The organism is Allobosea sp. TAF32 (assembly GCF_052113585.1).
Taxonomy (GTDB): domain Bacteria; phylum Pseudomonadota; class Alphaproteobacteria; order Rhizobiales; family Beijerinckiaceae; genus Allobosea.
Window position 1 is genome coordinate 38,609 of the sequence record NZ_JBFRDM010000001.1, and the last position, 17,829, is coordinate 56,437.

General features: G+C 67.3%; 17 protein-coding genes. 7 read left to right on the forward strand and 10 right to left on the reverse strand.

The window, feature by feature from the left end; all coding sequences use genetic code 11:
- Window positions 1-5: 5 nt before the first annotated feature.
- Window positions 6-938, forward strand: coding sequence for an acetamidase/formamidase family protein (locus AB4Z16_RS00180; RefSeq protein WP_441509307.1), 933 nt, complete (start codon window positions 6-8; stop codon window positions 936-938).
- A gap of 48 nt (window positions 939-986) precedes the next feature.
- The gene (locus AB4Z16_RS00185) at window positions 987-2,261 is read left to right on the forward strand and encodes a M20/M25/M40 family metallo-hydrolase (RefSeq protein WP_441509308.1); all 1,275 of its coding nucleotides are present in this window, start codon (window positions 987-989) and stop codon (window positions 2,259-2,261) included.
- 3 nt (window positions 2,262-2,264) lie between these two features.
- Here AB4Z16_RS00185 and AB4Z16_RS00190 read toward each other — a convergent pair whose 3' ends face one another.
- From AB4Z16_RS00190 to AB4Z16_RS00210, 5 genes are all read right to left on the reverse strand, one after another.
- Window positions 2,265-3,317, reverse strand: coding sequence for an aldo/keto reductase (locus AB4Z16_RS00190; RefSeq protein ID WP_441509309.1), 1,053 nt, complete (start codon window positions 3,315-3,317; stop codon window positions 2,265-2,267).
- Window positions 3,318-3,386: 69 nt separating this feature from the next.
- Window positions 3,387-4,202, reverse strand: a complete 816-nt coding sequence (locus AB4Z16_RS00195; protein ID WP_441509310.1) for an ABC transporter permease — start codon at window positions 4,200-4,202, stop codon at window positions 3,387-3,389.
- A complete protein-coding gene (locus AB4Z16_RS00200; protein ID WP_441509311.1) occupies window positions 4,199-5,035 on the reverse strand; it encodes an ABC transporter permease in 837 nt (278 codons plus the stop codon). Before AB4Z16_RS00200 ends, AB4Z16_RS00195 begins: the two co-directional genes overlap by 4 nt.
- A gap of 184 nt (window positions 5,036-5,219) precedes the next feature.
- Window positions 5,220-6,350 carry an ABC transporter substrate-binding protein gene (locus AB4Z16_RS00205; RefSeq protein WP_441509312.1) on the reverse strand — a complete coding sequence of 377 codons (1,131 nt, stop codon included), beginning with the start codon at window positions 6,348-6,350 and terminating at the stop codon, window positions 5,220-5,222.
- A gap of 15 nt (window positions 6,351-6,365) precedes the next feature.
- Window positions 6,366-7,490, reverse strand: a complete 1,125-nt coding sequence (locus AB4Z16_RS00210) for an ABC transporter ATP-binding protein (protein ID WP_441509313.1) — start codon at window positions 7,488-7,490, stop codon at window positions 6,366-6,368.
- A 114-nt stretch (window positions 7,491-7,604) separates the two neighbouring features.
- Here AB4Z16_RS00210 and AB4Z16_RS00215 point away from each other — a divergent pair, with 114 nt between their 5' ends.
- Complete coding sequence (locus AB4Z16_RS00215; protein ID WP_441509314.1) at window positions 7,605-8,120, forward strand: hypothetical protein; 516 nt, start codon at window positions 7,605-7,607, stop codon at window positions 8,118-8,120.
- Between the two features lie 9 nt (window positions 8,121-8,129).
- Here AB4Z16_RS00215 and AB4Z16_RS00220 read toward each other — a convergent pair whose 3' ends face one another.
- Window positions 8,130-9,920 (reverse strand): chloride channel protein, encoded by a 1,791-nt coding sequence (locus AB4Z16_RS00220; protein ID WP_441510088.1) that lies wholly within the window; start codon window positions 9,918-9,920, stop codon window positions 8,130-8,132.
- Window positions 9,921-10,035: 115 nt separating this feature from the next.
- Window positions 10,036-10,515 (reverse strand): Lrp/AsnC family transcriptional regulator, encoded by a 480-nt coding sequence (locus AB4Z16_RS00225; RefSeq protein ID WP_441509315.1) that lies wholly within the window; start codon window positions 10,513-10,515, stop codon window positions 10,036-10,038.
- 100 nt (window positions 10,516-10,615) lie between these two features.
- Here AB4Z16_RS00225 and AB4Z16_RS00230 point away from each other — a divergent pair, with 100 nt between their 5' ends.
- The 3 genes from AB4Z16_RS00230 to AB4Z16_RS00240 are packed head-to-tail and all read left to right on the forward strand — an operon-like array spanning window position 10,616 to window position 13,731.
- Entirely contained in the window at window positions 10,616-11,803 is a 1,188-nt protein-coding gene (locus AB4Z16_RS00230; RefSeq protein ID WP_441509316.1) for a diaminopropionate ammonia-lyase, read from the forward strand.
- Between the two features lie 29 nt (window positions 11,804-11,832).
- A complete protein-coding gene (locus AB4Z16_RS00235; RefSeq protein WP_441510089.1) occupies window positions 11,833-12,477 on the forward strand; it encodes a glutathione S-transferase family protein in 645 nt (214 codons plus the stop codon).
- 57 nt (window positions 12,478-12,534) lie between these two features.
- Window positions 12,535-13,731 (forward strand): multidrug effflux MFS transporter, encoded by a 1,197-nt coding sequence (locus tag AB4Z16_RS00240; RefSeq protein WP_441509317.1) that lies wholly within the window; start codon window positions 12,535-12,537, stop codon window positions 13,729-13,731.
- Window positions 13,732-13,737: 6 nt separating this feature from the next.
- Here AB4Z16_RS00240 and AB4Z16_RS00245 read toward each other — a convergent pair whose 3' ends face one another.
- Window positions 13,738-15,888 carry a transglycosylase domain-containing protein gene (locus AB4Z16_RS00245; protein WP_441509318.1) on the reverse strand — a complete coding sequence of 717 codons (2,151 nt, stop codon included), beginning with the start codon at window positions 15,886-15,888 and terminating at the stop codon, window positions 13,738-13,740.
- Window positions 15,889-16,156: 268 nt separating this feature from the next.
- Here AB4Z16_RS00245 and AB4Z16_RS00250 point away from each other — a divergent pair, with 268 nt between their 5' ends.
- On the forward strand, window positions 16,157-16,549 hold the full coding sequence (locus AB4Z16_RS00250; protein WP_441509319.1) for a DoxX family protein: 393 nt from the start codon (window positions 16,157-16,159) through the stop codon (window positions 16,547-16,549).
- A gap of 91 nt (window positions 16,550-16,640) precedes the next feature.
- Here the strand turns inward: AB4Z16_RS00250 and trxA are convergent, their stop codons facing one another.
- Window positions 16,641-16,961, reverse strand: a complete 321-nt coding sequence (trxA, locus tag AB4Z16_RS00255) for a thioredoxin (RefSeq protein WP_038366779.1) — start codon at window positions 16,959-16,961, stop codon at window positions 16,641-16,643.
- Window positions 16,962-17,078: 117 nt separating this feature from the next.
- The gene (locus AB4Z16_RS00260) at window positions 17,079-17,735 is read right to left on the reverse strand and encodes a DUF1345 domain-containing protein (protein ID WP_441509320.1); all 657 of its coding nucleotides are present in this window, start codon (window positions 17,733-17,735) and stop codon (window positions 17,079-17,081) included.
- Between the last annotated feature and the right edge of the window lie 94 nt (window positions 17,736-17,829).

The window sequence follows — 17,829 nt, forward strand, 5'->3', positions numbered from 1 at the left end:
CTTTCATGGCGCGCCATCACTTCGTCCCGACCCGCTATTCGAACGTGATCGGCACTCTGCCCCCGGTTCTGGAGATCGCCAGCGGCGACAGCGTGGTCACCACCACGCTCGATGCCGCCGGCTTCGGCCATGACGGCGTGCAGCACGCGCCGCGCGGCAACCCGATGACCGGCCCGTTCTTCGTCACCGGCGCCGAGCCGGGCGACGCGCTGCTTGTCACCATCGAGCGGATGACTCCGAATCGGAAGACCGGCTGGACCTATTCGCCGCTGGCGCCTGCCGTGCTCGACCCGTCGATCCTGGGAGAACTGCCGAAGCGCGAGCGCTATGAGTGGGCTGTCGATGCCGAGGCCGGCACGGTGAAGCTGCTGGAGCCCTCCGCCCGCATCAAAGACTGGAGCTTCCCGCTCGCGCCGATGCTCGGCTGCTTCGGCGTCGCGCCGGAGCGCGGCCAGGCGATCTCGACCGCGACGAGCGGCGCCTATGGCGGCAATATGGACTACCGGCTGTTCGGGCCGGGCGCGACCATCGCCTTCCCGGTCTTCGAGGCGGGCGCACTGTTCTTCCTCGGCGACGGCCATGCCTGCCAGGGCGATGGCGAGATCGCCGGCACCGGCGTCGAGACCTCGTTCGAGGTCGAGTTCTCGGTGAAGCTCGTGAAGAAGCTCGGGCTGCGCTGGCCGCGCTGCGAGACCGAGACCGACCTACTGGTGATCGCTGCCGGGCGCCCGCTCGACCAGCCCTTGCAATTCGCTACCACGGAACTGCTGCGCTGGGTCGTCGAGGACCTCGGCGTCGATCCGGTCGAGGCGAGCCATCTGCTGGGCCAGGCGGTGCGCTACGACATCGCCAACGTCTTCAACCCCGCCTATTGCGTCGCCGCCCGGCTGGAGAAGACCGAGCTTACGCGGCCGATGTCGCTCCTCGCCCGGGCCTGACACGATTTCGCATTCATCGAAACGCCACCACCAAGAAGACGACCCATCATGCCCACGAATACCGCCGCCCTGAAGGCAGAGCTGCTTCAGGCGATTGACGATCGCCGCGACGAGATCGTCGAATTGTTGCGCCGCTTCCTGCGCATCAAGAGCGTCAACCCGCCGGGCGATACGCGCGAGGCTGCCGCTTTCGTGCGCGAGCTGCTCGACCAAGCCGGTGTGCCGCATCGCACCGAGGCCTTCGTGACGGAGATGCCGAACATCATCGGCCGTTGGGAGGGCGGCAATCCCGGCCGCCATCTCATCCTCAACGGCCATATGGACATCTTCCCGGTCACCAACGAGAAGCTGTGGGAGGCCGAGATCGTCGACGGCAAGATCATGGGCCGCGGCGCTTCCGACATGAAGACCGGGACGCTCGCCTCGATCCTCGCCTATTGCCAGCTCTATCCCCATCGCGAGAAGCTGAGCGGCGCGCTGTCCCTGACCGTGGTCTCGGACGAGCAGTCGGGCGGGCGCTACGGCACCAAATATCTGTTCGACGAATTCGCCGACGAGATGGCCGCCGATTGCTGCCTCAATGGCGAGCCCAGCGGCCTCGCCAATCTGCGCTTCACCGAGAAAGGCACGCTGCGCTTCTCGCTCTCGGCCAAGAGCATCGGCGGCCATGGCGGCTATGCCCACCGGGCGCGCAACCCGATCGCGGATGTCAGCCGGCTCGTGACCGTGATCTACGACCGCTACCACCTCAAGCTGGCGACGCTGCCGCTGGAGATCGATGCGGTTCTGACCTCGCCCGAGACGATTGCCGCCGCCGACCTCAATCTCGGCAAGGGTGCAGGCGATGTCGCCCGGCGCATCACCGTCAATGTCGGCATCCTGCAGGGTGGGCAGAAGGCGACGCAGATCCCGACGCATTGCATCGCTCATCTCGACATGCGCATCCCGATCGGCTCCGACCGCGACGCGATCCGGGCCGACCTCGAAGCGCTCGCCCGCGACGCCGATTGCGAAATGGTCGTCAACGAGGACCACAGCTACCCGGCGAGCCTGACCGATCCCTTCAGCGAGATGGCCAACATCCTGCGTGGCAACATCCGCGAGTTGCTCGGCCATGACGCCCCGCCGGTGTCGAGCTTGGGGGGCACCGACACGCGCTACTGGCGCTGGCGCGGCGTCCCGGCGCTGATCTGCGGCCCCTCCCCGATCAGCATGGGCACCGACGAGGAGTACGTCACCATCGACGAGGCGATCGCGGTGATGAAGCTGCACGTCGCCTGCGCGGTCGACTATCTCGGCGCGCCCGGCCCGGTGGCCAAGTAGGGCTCAGCCCTCGGGGACCGGCGCCTCGGCGGCGAGCAAACCCTCGGACTTGAGATCACGCCAGAGCGCGGCCGGCACCGGCCGCGCGACGAGGTCCAGGTTGCGCGTGACCTCCTGCGGGGTGACGGCGCCGAGCACGATCGTCGCGACCGCTGGATGCGCGGCGCAGAAGGCGAGCGCCGCCTGCGGCAGGGCGACACCGTGGGCGGCGCAGACCGCCTCGATCCTGGCGACGCGGGCCAGCACCTCCGGCGGCGCCGGCTTATAGTTGTAGAACGCACCGGGCTTGGCGCCGGTGGCGAGGATGCCGGAGTTGAAGACACCGGCCAGCATCACCGCGATCTTCTTCTCCAGCGCGAGCGGCAGGAATTCCGTCAGCGCTCCCTGCTCCAGCAGCGAATAGCGACCGGCCAGCATCATCACGTCGAAATCGCCTGAACGTGCGAAGCGCGCGCACATCTCGGCCTCGTTGACGCCGACGCCGATCGCCTTGACCGCGCCGGATGCGCGCAGCTTCTCCAGCGCGCGATAGGCGCCGTCCATGGCTTCAATGAAGCGCTGCTCCATCCTGTCGCCATGGGTCCAGACATCGACGTCGTGGATCAGCAGGATGTCGATATGGTCGGTGCCGAGCCTGAGCAGGGACTGCTCGAAGGAACGCATGGCGCCATCATATGAATAGTCGATCACCGCCGGGTGCGGCAGGCCGCCGGCATAGCCCGAGCCGTCGCGCTTCGGCTGGCCGGCCTGCATCCAGCGGCCGACCTTGGTCGAGACGATGACACTCTCGCGCGGCACGCTGCGGAGCGCCGCGCCGATGCGATGCTCGGAGAGGCCATGGCCATAGAGCGGCGAGGTGTCGACGAGGTTGATGCCGGCGGCCAAGGCGGCGCGAACCGTGTCCTGCGCCGTCACCTCGTCGAGATGGCCGTAGAGATCGCCGAGCGGCGCGCCACCGAAGCCGATCAGGCTGGGCTGGAGCCCGGCGATCGGCCGCCCGCGCGGAACGGAATCCGGGATTGGCCCGGATGGGGGGAGTTCAACGCCGGTCGTCATCGCGGATCCGCAAGGCAGGAGGGAGCGGGAGATTTGCGGATCGCCCGGGGCCGCGCAAGCCCTCCCCCCTCAGGCCCCGACCTTGGCGAGCACATCGGCGCGCAGGAAGCGCTCGATGAACAGCATGAACAGCACCGAAGGCACCAGCAGGATCAGCGCCGTGATCGAGGCGACCTGATAGTTGCCGCCCATCGCCGCATTGTAGAGCAGCAGCGGCAGCGTGGTGACCTGCGGCACGCCGACGAAGAAGGTCCCGGTGAACTCGTCGAGCGATTCCAGGAAGACGAAGATGCCGCTGGCGATGATGCCGGGGGCAGCGAGCGGCAGCGTCACGGAGAAGAAGGTCTTGAGCGGTGGGGCGCCGATGTTGCGGGCCGCCAGCTCGAGGTCGCGATCGACCGCCGCGAAGGCCGCGGCCGCGATCCAGACCGAATAGACCAGGCCGTGCGCGGCATGGACGAGCACGACGGCGAAGACGGTGCCGTTGATGCCGAGCTGGTAGAAGATGCGCGCGACGTTGATGTAGATCGCGACCGAGGGGAAGGCCTGCGGCAGCAGGAACACGACCATGAAGAGAGCGCGCGCCGGCAGCTTCAGCCGGGCCAGAGCGTAGCCGGCCGGGATCGAGAGCACGAGCGCGACGATCACCGTGAGCACCGCGATCCAGACCGAGGTGGCGAGCGAGGCCATGGCATCGCCGGTCGGGCGGAAGACCTGCTCCCAATAGCGCGTGCCATAGACGACCGGCAGCTTATAGGGCGTGTACCAGCGCTCGGCGACCGACCACAGCGCCAGATTGACCAGCGGCCCGATCAGGAAGAAGGCGAAGGCCGCGAGCGCGAAGGCGGCGAGGACCATGCGCAGGCCGGAGGCGACGCGGATCATGGCGTGCCCTCCTTTGCCATGCCGCGCTTGAGGTAGATGATCGCCGCGCCGGCCGAGATCAGATAGGTGATGACGCCGAGCGCATTGGCCGTGGCGTAGTCGCCATAGGCATTGATGCGGAAGGCCATGTCGACGGTCAGCATCGTCGGCTGCGAGCCCGCCACCATCATCGGCACCGAGAGCACCGAGAGCATCGTCACGAAGGAGAGGACGAGCGCGACGAGGAGCTGCGGCATCACCTGCGGCAGCGCGAGTTCGACGAGGACGCGCATGCGCGAAGCGCCGAGATTGCGGCCGGCCTCAAGCGTGGCGCGGTCGAGCGCGGCGAGCGCGCCGGCCAGCAGCAGCGCGACGAAGGGCGTCTGCTTCCAGACGAAGGTAGCGATGATGCCGCGCCAGTCGAGGAAGCTCACGGCCTGCAGCGGCTCCATCAGCCCCATGGCGACGAAGGAATTGTTCATCAGCCCGTTCTTGGCGAGGAAGGTGCGCATGCACTGCGCCGCGACGATGAAGGGGATGAACAGCGGCCAGCGATAGAGCGCCTTGAGCGTGCCGACGATGTAGCGGTTCTCGCCCAGCGTCAGCGTGCCGGCGATGATGATGGCGGCAAGCCCCGTCAGCAGGCAGGAGGAGAGCACGATGACGACGGTGAAGAGGATGTCGCCGGAATAAAGCTCATAGGCCTTGGCGAAGGCCTGCAGCGAGAAGCCGCCGTCCGGGCCGGTGAAGGCCGAGATCAGCGAAAAGCAGAGCGGATAGAGGAACAGCGCCGCGACGAGCGCGAGCCCGGGCGCGATCAGCAGCAGGGCGAGCTGGCGTTGGGAAAGAGACATCGAACCTGCCGGCTATGCGCGAAAAGGAGAAAGGCCGTCATGGCCGGGCCGGAGAGGCCGTCATGGTCGGGCTTGACCCGACCATCTCGGCAACCAGAGCGAGCTGGTCATGAGATCCTCGGGTCGAGCCCGAGGATGACGGCGGAGGCACTCCGCGAATGACGGCCCTTCGAGAGAACGAACCTCAGTTCGCGACCTTCTTCTCGTAGCCCTCGAGGATGTCGTTGAAGTAGGGCGCGATCGGGAAGGGCTTGGCGTTCTGCGACAGGTCCGTCGGAGTGATGTCGGTGAAGAGCTTGTCCCAGGCGGCCTTGTCGAGCTTGCCTTCGAGGTTCTTGGCGTCGATGCCCGGATACCAGTTGAACTTCTTGACGATGCCGTCAGCCTGGACCTGCGGGCTGGTGGCGAGCGCGATGAACTCTTCCGCCAGCTTCTTCTGCGCCGACTTCTCAGGCACCGCATAGTACATCGGCTGGCCGGGCATGCCGGGCGAGGCGAGCTTCAGCTTCATGCTCGGCGGCAGCTTGCCGTCGGCCTGCCAGGAATAGAACATGTCGACCCAGACCGGGCCCATCGCGATCTCGCCGCGATTGAGCATGTCGAGCGTGCCGGCATTGCCGGGGGTGATCACGGCGTTCTTGTTGAAGTCCTTGAGCTCGCTGAAGGCCGCGTCCCACTTGGCCTTCTCGGCCGCGTCATAGGGGCCCTGGATCAGCTTGTTGGCGTCGCCGCCGAAGGCGTAGACCCAGCCGGCGACGAAGGCGACGCCGGACATGCCGCCCTTGATGCCGTTGTAGCCGAACTGCTTCGGGTTCTTCTTCACCCACTCCTTCAGCTCCGCGAAGTTGGCGGGCGGGTTCTTCAGCATGTCGGCGTTGTAGGCGAGCGCCGTCTGCGACTGGAACATCGGCATGACGTAGCCGGAGACATCCGAGCCGAGCGAGTTCTTGGCCGTCTCGCTGGAGACCAGCTTCGAGGTGTCGACATTGGCCGTGTACTTGTTCAGCAGCCCTTCCTTGACCATCTGGCCGGCGGCCTTCTGATGGATGACGAGCACGTCGAAATCGGTCGCGGCGGCGCCCTTCTGGGCATCGAGCTTCTCATAGATCTTCTGCGAGCCGGAATCGCCGGGGCCGGTGCCGACCGAGACGACCTTCACGCCCGGATGGGTCTTCTCGAACATCGGCCCGAGATAGTCCTTGACGTAGTCGACCATGTTCTGGTCGCCCGCGGAGGCGACGTTGAGGGTCTGCGCGGATAGCGGCGAAGCCACCATCAGCGCAGCGAGCGAGCAGGCAAGCGTGATAATGCGCATGTGTCTGACTCCCTGTCAGGCGGCGATCCCGGCCTCGGTCGCCGGGAAGATGTGAAGGCGCTGCAGCGGGATGCGCAGTCCAACCTTCGTTCCGAGTTCGTGACGGTCGGCGTCGTCGACCGTGATCTGGCGGCCGGCGGCTTCGACCTTGTAGCGGTAGATGCCACCGGGATAGGCGCGCGCGGCGATCGTGCCGGGGACGACGAGATCGCCATCGGCAGCCGTCGCATCGAGCGCGCCGAGGCTCGCGACATCATCGCGGAAATAGGCGAGCGTCTCACCGGCCGGCAGCCCGGCGGCGACTTCGCCCGCAAGGGTCGCGCGGGCTTCGCCGGCAGCGACGGAAGCCCGTCCCTCGCCGCGCTCGATGCGCAGCGGCAGCACGTTCTCCGCACCCATGAAATTGGCGACGAAGGCGCTGGCCGGACGATCATATACCTCTTCCGGCGTCCCGACCTGCGCGGCGCGCCCGGCCTGCATGATGACGAGCCGGTCGGCCATGGTCATGGCCTCCTCGCGATCATGGGTGACATGGACGGCGGTGAGACCGAGCCGCTGCTGGATGGCGCGGATCTCGTGGCGCATCGTCATGCGGATCTTGGCATCGAGGTTCGAGAGCGGTTCGTCGAGCAGCAGGATGCCGGGGTCGATGGCGAGCGCGCGGCCGAGCGCGACACGCTGGCGCTGGCCGCCGGAGAGCGCCGTGACCTTGCGATCCTCATAGCCGGCAAGCCCGAGAAAGCTCAGCATCTGCCCAACCTTGGCCGTGATCTCGGCCTTGGACTTGCCCCGCAGCTTGAGGCCGTAGCCGATGTTCTGCAGCACTGTCATATGCGGCCAGAGCGCATAGGACTGGAACACCATTGCCATGCCGCGCTTCTCCGGCGGCAATCCGGCGACATCCTTGCCGCCGACGACGATCGAGCCGGAGTCGACCGGCACGAAACCCGAGAGGGAACGCAGAAGGGTCGTCTTGCCGCAGCCGGAGGAGCCGAGCAGCGCCGTGAAGCTACCCGGTGCGAAGTCCAGATCGATGCCGTGCAGCACGCGCGTGCCGCTATAGGAGACCTTGAGCGCGCGCACGCCGATGGCCGCGCCACTACCCGCTCTGGCTTGCGTTTCCGGCTGCAAGGTGCCCACTCCCCGCCTTCGTTTTTGTGTCCAGTGAATGGAATTTTTCTTCCATTCACTGGAGTGATTGAAATAAACATTACGTATGGGGCGCACTATGTGCAAGAGCTTTGTGAAACTTGGATGACAGCGCAGATACATTCTCTCTGGCTCATGGCGTCTCCCTCCGACGAGGCGATGCTGAGCGGTCTCGTCGGCGATCTGGCAGGGCGTTTCGGCACCCCCGTCTTCGCGCCACATCTGACACTGCAAGGTGACACGGCGATGCCGACCGCTGCGCTGGAGCGAGCGATCGCAGCTGCTGCGGAAACGGTCGCGGCCTTCTCGGAACCCGTCGCGCTGGTCGAAGGGAGCGAAGCCTTCTTCCGTTCGTTCTATGCCCGTTTCGCAATCTCGCAGCCGCTTGCGCAGCTTAAGCGCGCGCTCGATCCGGAAGGCCTCGACAGCTTCATGCCGCATGTTTCGCTGCTCTATGGACCTGTCGAAGCGGCGGCCAAGGCAGCTGCGATCGCGGAAGTGCATGCACGTCTCGCCGGCCGGGCGATCCATTTCGACCGGATCGGCATCGTGACGTCGGGACAGGAGATCCCGATCGCGGAGTGGCGGGTGGTCGCGAGCGTCGCCCTGCGCGCGGCCTGAGCCAGGCCGCTACTCGCCGGTCAGCTCGCGATTGCGGCGGCTGACCTCGTCGCTATAGCGCTTGATCGCATGCGCCTCGCTGAGGATGCCGACGAGGCGACGGCTGTCGCGATCGGCGACGACCGGCAGCGCCTCGCTCTCCGACTCGTCGAAGAGCTTCAGCGTGTCGCGCACCGACATGTCGGCCAGCAGCATGCGGTCGGGATTGCGCAGGAGATGGCGCACGGTGCGCGGCGCCGGCTCGGCCTCCGCCTCCTCGTCCAGCGCCGCGTCCGGCTCGTAGAGCGCGCCCGGCGGCACCATGCCGGCATAGGCCTCGCCGGGGCCGATCGCGACGAGATAATTGGTGGAACCCGGCGGGTATTTCAGCCGGGCTTCGGCGATGGTGGCGTCGGCTGCGATCTTCGGCACCTCGATACGCATCATGTTGCCGGCGGTGAGGTCCCGCATCCAGCCGACATCATGGGCGCCGCGGATGCTCTCGCCGCGCAGATGGAAACGCCAGGTCGCGAAGGAGAAGCCGAACAGGCGGCGCGTGACGAGCGAGGCCGCGCCGGCTGCGCCGACGACGGCGAGCGTCAGCTTGAGATCGCCTGTCATCTCGAGCGCGAGCAGCGCCATGGTCATCGGCCCGCCGACGACCGAGACCGCAAGCGAGCTCATGCCGACGAGGGCAAAAAGGGTCTCGTGACCGGCGAGGTTCGGGAAGGCGAGCGTCAGCACGCCGATGAAGAGGCGCCCGGTCAGCACACCGAGGAGCAGCGAGGCGAAGAACAGGCCGCCGCGGAAGCCCGAGCCGATCGATATGGAGGAAGCCAGCGCCTTGGCGACGAGCACCAGGGCAAAGAGCGCCAGGTCCCGGTCCGCTCCGAGATAGAGATTGATGGCGCCATGGCCGGCCGAGAACACCGAGGGGCTCCAGATCGCCAGCGCACCGACGAGGAGGCCGCCGAAGGCCGGCCTCAGCCATGTCGGGATCCGCGAACGCCGGAACCCGGCCTCGACGAAGGCGGCGGCGCGCATGACGACGATGCCGGCGAGCCCGCACGCCGCGCCCAGCAGGACGACGAGCGGCAGATCGGAGATGATGATCGGCCCGATCGGCGGCACTTCGACCGCGAGCAGCGAGGGCGCGAGCAGGCTGTGGGTCACGGTCGCCATGAAGGTCGCCGCCATAACCGGCACGAAGGCCGCGATCGCGTAGCTGCCGAGGATGAGTTCGAAGGCATAGAAGGCGCCGGTCAGCGGCGCATCGAAGGCAGCCCCGATGGCGCCGCCGGCGGCGCAGCCCACCATCAGGCGCATATCCGCCCGGCGCAGGCGCAGGCGGCGGCCGATATGGGAGGCGAGCCCGCTCGCGGCCTGGGTATAACCGGCTTCCAGGCCGACCGAGGCGCCCGCGCCGCTGGAGCCGATGGTCTGCAGCGCGACGAAAACGCTGTCGCGCAGCGACATGCGCCCGCCATGCAGCGCATTGGCCTCTATCGGGTCGACGGGCTGCTTGCGTCGGCGGAAGAACAGCCAGGATGCCACGCCGATGGCGAGACCGCCGAGGATGGGGCCGACGAGCGCCCGCCAGGCGGGGATCGTCGTGCTGAGCGACAGGCGCTGGCTATGCGCGAGACCGAAGATCAGCTCGTGCAGCAGCTGGGTCGCGAAGGACATCGCCAGCACGATCAGCCCAGCGAAGACGCCGACCACCGACGCCAGCACAACGACGCCGATCTCGCTCGAACGGATGAGCGCGCGCCAGCCCTGCGGCGCATCGCCCGCTCCGGCGGTTGCTGGGGTGGCTTTCACAGTGATCAAGGCAAGGCCCGTCAGGCTCGTTCGTCACATCCTCCCGCGGTCGCATATCGTCGCGGCCAGAACAAGACGCGCAGGCGATGCCGCGCCTGCGCCTGCCGCGGGGCCGCTACGAGACCGGCACGGCGAGCCCCGTCTTCACCCGGTCCATGGCGACGAAGCTGCGGAACTTGCGGATATTGGAATTGGCGAAGAAGAGCCGACGCGTCAGCGCCTCATAGGCCGCCATGCTCGGCACCAGCACCACCAGCATGAAATCGACCTCGCCGGTGACGTAGTAGCATTGCTGCACTTCGGGTGCCGCGAGGAAGGCCGTCTTGGCCGCGTCGATATCGACAGCCGTCTCGCTGACCAGCTCGACCTCGACGAAGAGCGTGATCGGATGGCCGAGCGCCGCCGGATCGACCACCGCGACATTGGCGCGGATGACGCCGCTCGCCTCCATCCGGCGGATGCGGCGCTGCACGGCCGGGGCCGAGAGATTGACGCGCTCGCCGATCACACGCTGCGGCGTGGTGTTGTCCTGCTGGAGGATGGCGAGGATGGCGCGGTCGAAGGCGTCGAGATCGTGAGCGGCAGGCTCGGGCATGGCGCGTCCTGAGAAAGAAACTTGCATCGGCTTGGCGGAAATCCAGCGCCTATTTCGCCGCGCTTGCAATATCCATTCATGAGCACGCACCGAGGTCGCCATGTTCCTGCTCAACCACCATCCCGACTACCGCTCCGCTCTCCATCCCGAGGATGTCGAGACGCTCGGTCCTTCGGGTGCTGATGCGATCGAGGCGCATCTCGCCCAACGCCGGAACCATGCCCCGACGCCGCTGCACAGCCTGCCCGGCCTCGCTGCTGCGCTCGGGATCGGCGCGCTCTTCATCAAGGATGAGGGGCAGCGCCTCGGCCTCGGCAGCTTCAAGGCGCTGGGCGGTGCCTATGCGGTGATCCGGCTGGCTCTGGAGGCCGCTTCCGAAAAGCTCGGCCGCCCCCTGAGCGATGCCGACATGAACGACCCCGCTGTCCGCACCGTGGCCGCCGGAATGACCTTCGCCTGCGCGACCGACGGCAATCACGGCCGCTCGGTGGCGCAGGGCGCCGAGCTGCTCGGCGCCAAGGCGGTGATTTTCGTCCATGGCGGCGTCAGCGACGAACGCGTCGCGGCGATCGCCCGCTTCGGCGCGCAGATGGTGCGGGTTTCCGGCACCTATGACGATTCCGTCGTCGAGGCGGCGCGTGTCGCGACCGCGCAGGGCTGGACCATCGTCTCCGACACCTCCTGGGACGGCTATGAACGCATTCCCGGTCTGGTCATGCAAGGCTACACCGCCATCGCATGCGAGGCGCTGGCGCAGATGCCAGCGCAGCCGACCCACATCTTCGTGCAGGCCGGCGTCGGCGGCATCGCGGCGGCGCTTGCCGCGCAGATGCAGACGCGCTTCGGCGATGAGCGGCCGTTCTTCACCGTGGTCGAGCCGTCGCGGGCGGCCTGCATCTTCGAAGCGGCACGGCTGGGCCGGCCGGTCAAAATCGCCCATGGCGCGCCGACCGTGATGGCGATGCTCGAATGCTACGATCCCTCGCCGCTGGCTCTGCGCGTGCTCTATCGCGCCGCCGACGCCTTCCTGACGGCGGAGGATTCCGATGCCGTCGAGGCGATGAACCGCCTCGCCCGCCCCGTCGCGGGCGATCCCGCCATCGTCGCTGGCGAAAGCGGAGCGGCCGGGCTCGCCGGGTTGATCGCGGCGCTGCGCAACCCTGAAACGCGGGCGGCACTCAAGCTCGACGCCTCCTCGCGCGTCTTCCTGGTCAACACGGAGGGCGCGACCGACCCCGTTCGCTACGCCGAGCTGGTCGGCCTCGAGCCGGCCGAGGTTGCGGCATGACCGCATCGGCGCAGGTCCAGCCCGAGCGGCTGACGCTCTTTTCGCAGAGCCATTCGCCCTATGCGCGCAAAACGATCGTCTTCGCGCATGAGGCCGGCATCGCCGATCGTCTCGTCATCATCGATCATGAAACCAGCCCGACCAACCGCAATCCGGCCGTCTTCGCGGTCAATCCGCTCGGCAAGGTGCCCGTGCTGATCACGCCCGAGGCCGGAGCGATCTTCGATTCGCTGGTGATCTGCGACTATCTCGACGCGCTGCACACGGGGCGCAGGCTGATCCCCGCCACTGGGGCCGAGCGCTGGCAGGCGCTGCGGCTGCATTCCGTGGCGCAGGGGCTGTGCGATGCAGGCATCGCGCTGCGCTGGGAAACGCTGCGGCGGCCGGAGCCTCTGCGCTACCCGCCACTCCAGGAGGGACAGACTGCGAAGCTGCTCGAATCCTATGACCTGCTGGAGCAGCAAGCGCCGTTCGACGGCCCCGTCGATGTCGGGCAGATCGGGCTGGCAACGGCGCTGGCCTGGCTGGAATTCCGTGCGCTGCCGGATTTCCGGGCCAGGCGCCCCCGGCTGGCGCGCTGGTACCAGGAATTCTCCGAGCGTTCCTCGATGCGTGCCACGGCCTATCACGGCGAGACACAGGACGGCCCCGCGCCGACCCCGATTGCCGGATAACGCGTTGGCGTCGTAGCAGGCGCGCGCAGCCGGATCCGGCTGCGCCGGAGGCCGTTCATGAAGCTTCGTCCCGATACGCTGGCGATGACCGCCGTCCTCGCCATGCTGACGGCGCTCGGCCCGCTCTCCACCGATTTCTACCTGCCTTCGCTGCCCGAGATCGCGCGGGTGATGGAGACGGATGTGGCGGGCGCGCAGGCAACGCTCTCCTCCTTCCTGTTCGGCTTCGCCGCCGGGCAGATCTTCTGGGGGCCGCTCTCGGACCGCCTCGGCCGCAAGCCTGTCCTGCTCGCGGGCTTGAGCCTCTTCACGCTGGCGACGCTGGTCTGCGCGCTCGCGCCTTCGATCGGGGCGCTGACATTTGCGCGGGCTCTGCAAGCGCTCGGTGCCTCCGGCCCGATCGTGCTCGGGCGCGCCATGGTACGCGATCTCTATGACGGCCCGCGCGCCGGGCGGGAACTCGCGCGCATGGGCATGATCATGGGCCTCGTCCCAGCCGTCGCGCCGGTGCTCGGCGGCGTGCTGCAGGTCGCCTTCGGCTGGCGCTCGACCTTCCTCGCCTCGCTCGCCTTCGGGCTTGCTCTCGCCGCCGTCATCATGACCGTGATGCCGGAGACGCTGCGCGTGCGCTCGCCGCAGCCGCTCTCAGCCGTAGCGATCTTCCGCGGCTTCGGCGTCCTGCTGCAGAACCGCGCCTTCCGCGTCTATGTCGCGCTGACGGCCCTGGCCTATGCCGGCCTCTTCGCCTTCATCTCCGGCTCGTCCTTCGTGCTGATCGGCATCTATGGGCTGACGCCGGTCGCGTACGGCTTCTCCTTCGGCTTCGGCGTGCTCGGCTACATCACCGGCACGATCATCGCGCAGCGCCTGGTCGGGCGGCGCGGCATGGACGGCGTCATCGCCATCGGCGTCGCCTGCCTCGCCGGAGGCGGTCTCGCAATGCTGGTCGGCGTGCTCACCGGTTTCGGCGGGGCGGCAGGCGTCGTCGTGCCGATGGCGCTCTATGCCTGCGGCGTCGGGCTCACCATGCCGCAGGCCCAGGCCTCGGCGATGATGCCCTTCCCGGACCGGGCCGGCGCCGCCTCGTCCTTCAACGGCCTGTGCCAGATGCTGCTCTCGGCCTGCGTCGGGCTGCTCGTCGGCCATCTTCTCAAGAACGCGGCGCTGCCGCTGCCGCTGGTGATGTCGACGCTCGGTGTCGCCGCCCTCGTGCTGTTCCGGGCGACGCGCTCCATCCGAGGGGCGAAGGCCTAGGCTGGATCAGCCGCCGAAGAGCCGCTCGAAGAAGTTGCGCTCCTGCGGCGCCGGTTTGACCCAGGCGCGATCCGAGCTGGCCGGCTGGGCCGGCGCCGGAGTGCCGGCATCGGCCACCGGCGCGCCGTCGCCGAAGATCGTCTTCGGCGCGCCCTGCCAGAGGCCTCCGGGCAGCGGAATGGGCTGCGCGCCGGCATGGGCGGCCTTCATGTACTTGCCCCAGATCTCGCCGGGCAGGCCGGCGCCGGTCACGCGCTTCATCTTCGAATTGTCGTCGTTGCCGACCCAGACGGCCGTGACGAGCTTGGCGGTGAAGCCGATGAACCAGGCGTCGCCGTAATCCTGCGTCGTGCCGGACTTGCCGCCGACCTGCCAACCCGGGATGTTGAACTTGCTGCCGGTGCCGCCGTTCATCACGCCGTTGAACATCGTGTCCATCATCGCGAGCTGTTGCGGCTGGATGACCTGGCCGAGACCCGCGGCCTTGCGGGCATAGACGACCTTGCCATTGGTCTGGCGCACCTCGCGGATGACATAGGGCAGCACCGACTGGCCGCCATTGGCGAAAGTGGCGTAGGCAGCGGTCATCTCCAGCGGCGTCACCTCCGAGGTTCCTAGCGCCAGCGACAGGTTCGGCTGCAGGGCCGAGGAGATGCCGAGGCGCTGGGCGGTGCGGACGACTTCCTTGGGCGTCACCTCCTGGATCAGCCGGGCGGCGACCGTGTTGAGCGAATGCTGCATGGCCGTCGCCAGCGTCACCGGACCGCGGAAGGTGCGGGAATAGTTCTCCGGCTCCCAGCCCTTGATCGAGACCGGCGCGTCGTCACGGATCGTGTCCGGCGTCATGCCTTTCTCGATCGCGGTCAGATAGACGAAGGGCTTGAAGGAGGAGCCCGGCTGGCGCCGCGCCGCCGTTGCCCGGTTGAATTGGCTCTTGGTGTAGTCCCGCCCGCCGATCAGCGCGCGGATCGCTCCATCAGGCGCGAGCGACACCACCGCGCCCTGCGAGGCGTTGAGCTTCGCACCCTGTGCGGAGAGCGCATCGACCAGGGTCGTCTCGGCGCTGGCTTGCAGCTTGGTATCGAGGGTGGTGAGTACGGTCACGTCGCCCTCGACCGCGCCGATGAAGTCATCGAGCACGTCCATGACGTAGTCGGCGGCATAGTTGACCGAACCGGCGCCGACGCGCTCGGGCACCTCGGCCGGCGTGGTCAGCGCGGTCTTGGCCGCCGCCTGCGAGATGAAGCCCTGCTCGGCCATCGCCGAGATGACGAGCTGGGCGCGCTTCTCGGCAGCATCCGGGTTGCGGTTGGGCGCCAGGCGGGAGGGCGCCTGGACGAGGCCGGCGAGCATCGCCGCCTCCGCGATCGTCACCGAGCGCGCCGACTTGTTGAAGTAACGCTGTGCCGCTGCCTCGACGCCATAGGCGCCCGAGCCGAAATAGACCCGGTTGAGGTAGAGCTCGAGGATCTGATCCTTGGTGTAGGTTCGCTCCAGCCAGAGCGCCAGGATCGCCTCCTGGATCTTGCGGGCGGCGGTGCGCTCCTGCGTCAGAAACAGGTTCTTGGCGAGCTGCTGCGTCAGCGTCGAGCCGCCCTGCATGCCGCTCCGGCCGCGCAGGTTGGTGACGATGGCGCGGGTGATGCCGACCGGGTCGATGCCGAAATGCTCGTAGAAGCGTCGGTCTTCGATCGCGACGAAGGCCCTCGGCAGATAAGGCGGAATTTCGCCGATCGTGACGGTGCGCCCGCCGGTCTCGCCGCGATTGGCGAGGAGCGAGCCGTCGGCCGCGAGGATCGCGATGTTCGGCGGTCGCTTGGGGACGGTGAGCTGATCGATCGGCGGCAGCTGCGAAGCGTGATAGGCGATGAACCCGCCGAGCCCGATGGCGCACCACAGGCCGAGCACCATCGTCCAGTAGAACAGCCCGCCGAGCAGCGAACGCCGCCGGCGCCCGCGGCGCTTGCCGCCGCCTCCCCCGCCGCTGCGCTTGTTGCGCACGGGCTGGCTGCGCGGCTGCGGGCGCGGCGCAGCGCGGTGGCGGTGAAGCGGGCGATCGTCGTCAGAAACGCGCATGTCGAAATCGTCGCGGCTCGCGCCGCTCTCGTCGTCGAAGGACGGCTCGCGCCGCTCGCCCCGTTTGGTCCGGTCGTTCATCCTGCCCCGTTTCGGCCGACACGCCGCCTTCGCAAATGCGGTCAGGTCACACAGGATTCAAACATGGCGCTTTTAAGGGACGGTTAAGGGTGCGGCGCGGCAAGGAGGACACAGCCGTCGCGAGAACGTGATCAAACTTGCAAATGCGCAAACGAAATCGTCATCGAACGGGATATTGCGCAAAATCTGAAGCCCTGCCTACAAGCCGGGCGGGAAACGCGCAGGAACCTATCGTCTTTCGTTTCGTTTTCTCCGACAGAGGACACAGATGAACTCGCTCAATCGCTATGCGCCGCATGTACTCGGCCTGCTGCGTATCGTCACCGCACTGATCTTCATCCTGCACGGCACGCAGAAGCTCTTCGGCTTCCCGGCCCCACCGGCCAGTGGCGCGCTGCCCTCGGCCTTTACGCTCATGTGGTTCGCGGGCACGCTCGAACTGGTCGGCGGCCTTTTGATGCTCGTCGGTTTCCAGACCCGGATCGTCGCCTTCGTGCTCTCGGGCCAGATGGCCTTCGCCTACTGGATGGCGCATGCGCCGAAGAGCCTCTACCCGGCTCTCAACGGCGGCGACGCCGCGATCCTCTACTGCTTCGTCTTCCTCTACTTCGTCTTCGCCGGCTCGGGCGCCTTCGCGGTCGACAAGCAAAGCCGCGCCTGAGAACCAGAATTCAAAGGCCTCCGGCTCGACGAATCGAAAAGGCCCGCTTTCAACCGAAAGCGGGCCTTCTTCATAAGGAATTCGCGAGGGCTCAGACTGCGGCCGAAATCCAGCGCGACAGATCGCTCTTCGGCGCGGCGCCGACCTTCTGCGAGGCGAGCTTGCCGTCCTTGAACAGCATCAGCGTCGGGATCGAGCGAATGCCGAACTGCGCCGGGATCTGCTGATTCTCATCGACGTTCATCTTGACGATCTTGACCTTGCCGTTGAGCTCGGTCGCGATCTCCTCGAGCGCCGGGCCGATCATGCGGCAAGGGCCGCACCATTCCGCCCAGAAATCCACCACAACCGGCTCGGACGACTTCAGGACATCGGCCTCGAAGCTCTGATCGGTTACCTTGCTCGTTGCCATGACTGGCCGCCTTTCGGTTTCAACGGGCGGCAGTGCCACCCTTCGCCAGCGAAGCTATGAACGCCCGCCCCTCCGGTCAAGGCGCGTGCATCGCAGGGCTGAGGCGAGGCCGGCGCGTCACGAGCCGCCCGAGACCAGGCTCGCGCCGACATTGATCGCCATGGCCAGGATCGAGGTGTTGAAGACGAAGGCGAGGACAGAATGCAGCAGCACGACGGCGCGCGCCTGCCGCGTCGTCACGCCGATGTCCGAGGTCTGCGAGGTGCAGCCGATCGTGTAGGAGAAATACAGGAAATCGACGTAGTTCGGATCGGTCTTGCCCGGAAAATCGAGGCAGGGCTTGGCCTTGCCACCGCGATAGTAGATGCCGGCGTAGTGCAGCGTGAAGAAGGCGTGCAGCAGCGTCCATGAACACAGGATCGTGACACCGCCCAGTGCGAGATGGGAGCCGCGCTCGCCGGCCGGAACCGCCCCGATGCCGCTGAGCTGAACCACGATGGCGACCAGGCTGGCGCTCGCCGCCAGGCAGGCGATGATGAGGATGGCGAAGGCGCCCTCGTCCTGCCGCTCGGCCCGCGCCCTGATCTCGTCGACCGACTCGGTGAACATCGTCGAGCCAAGCAGGCCGAGATAGAAGATCGCGCCGGCATCCCAGGCCACCAGGAAGCGCGTTGCCCACCGCCAGTCGCCGGGTAGCAGCGCCGCCAACCCCACGCCGGCACCCAGGGCCGCCAGAAGCCGCGGACGCAGCAGCAAGGATGGCAGGAGCTTCATGGCCGGGACGATCCCTAGAGCATTTTCGAGCGAAGCGGACACCGATTCGCGTGAAGAAAATGCGATAAAACAAAGAGATAGAGCACTTCCGCGT

Excerpts from the sequence above, each read along its gene's own strand:
- AB4Z16_RS00180 (WP_441509307.1), top strand. The coding sequence starts at position 6 with ATGGCGCGCCATCACTTCGTCCCGACCCGCTATTCGAACGTGATCGGC.
- AB4Z16_RS00185 (WP_441509308.1), top strand. The coding sequence starts at position 987 with ATGCCCACGAATACCGCCGCCCTGAAGGCAGAGCTGCTTCAGGCGATT.
- AB4Z16_RS00190 (WP_441509309.1), bottom strand. The coding sequence starts at position 3,317 with ATGACGACCGGCGTTGAACTCCCCCCATCCGGGCCAATCCCGGATTCC.
- AB4Z16_RS00195 (WP_441509310.1), bottom strand. The coding sequence starts at position 4,202 with ATGATCCGCGTCGCCTCCGGCCTGCGCATGGTCCTCGCCGCCTTCGCG.
- AB4Z16_RS00200 (WP_441509311.1), bottom strand. The coding sequence starts at position 5,035 with ATGTCTCTTTCCCAACGCCAGCTCGCCCTGCTGCTGATCGCGCCCGGG.
- AB4Z16_RS00205 (WP_441509312.1), bottom strand. The coding sequence starts at position 6,350 with ATGCGCATTATCACGCTTGCCTGCTCGCTCGCTGCGCTGATGGTGGCT.
- AB4Z16_RS00215 (WP_441509314.1), top strand. The coding sequence starts at position 7,605 with ATGACAGCGCAGATACATTCTCTCTGGCTCATGGCGTCTCCCTCCGAC.
- AB4Z16_RS00225 (WP_441509315.1), bottom strand. The coding sequence starts at position 10,515 with ATGCCCGAGCCTGCCGCTCACGATCTCGACGCCTTCGACCGCGCCATC.
- AB4Z16_RS00230 (WP_441509316.1), top strand. The coding sequence starts at position 10,616 with ATGTTCCTGCTCAACCACCATCCCGACTACCGCTCCGCTCTCCATCCC.
- AB4Z16_RS00240 (WP_441509317.1), top strand. The coding sequence starts at position 12,535 with ATGAAGCTTCGTCCCGATACGCTGGCGATGACCGCCGTCCTCGCCATG.
- AB4Z16_RS00245 (WP_441509318.1), bottom strand. The coding sequence starts at position 15,888 with ATGAACGACCGGACCAAACGGGGCGAGCGGCGCGAGCCGTCCTTCGAC.
- AB4Z16_RS00250 (WP_441509319.1), top strand. The coding sequence starts at position 16,157 with ATGAACTCGCTCAATCGCTATGCGCCGCATGTACTCGGCCTGCTGCGT.
- trxA (WP_038366779.1), bottom strand. The coding sequence starts at position 16,961 with ATGGCAACGAGCAAGGTAACCGATCAGAGCTTCGAGGCCGATGTCCTG.
- AB4Z16_RS00260 (WP_441509320.1), bottom strand. The coding sequence starts at position 17,735 with ATGAAGCTCCTGCCATCCTTGCTGCTGCGTCCGCGGCTTCTGGCGGCC.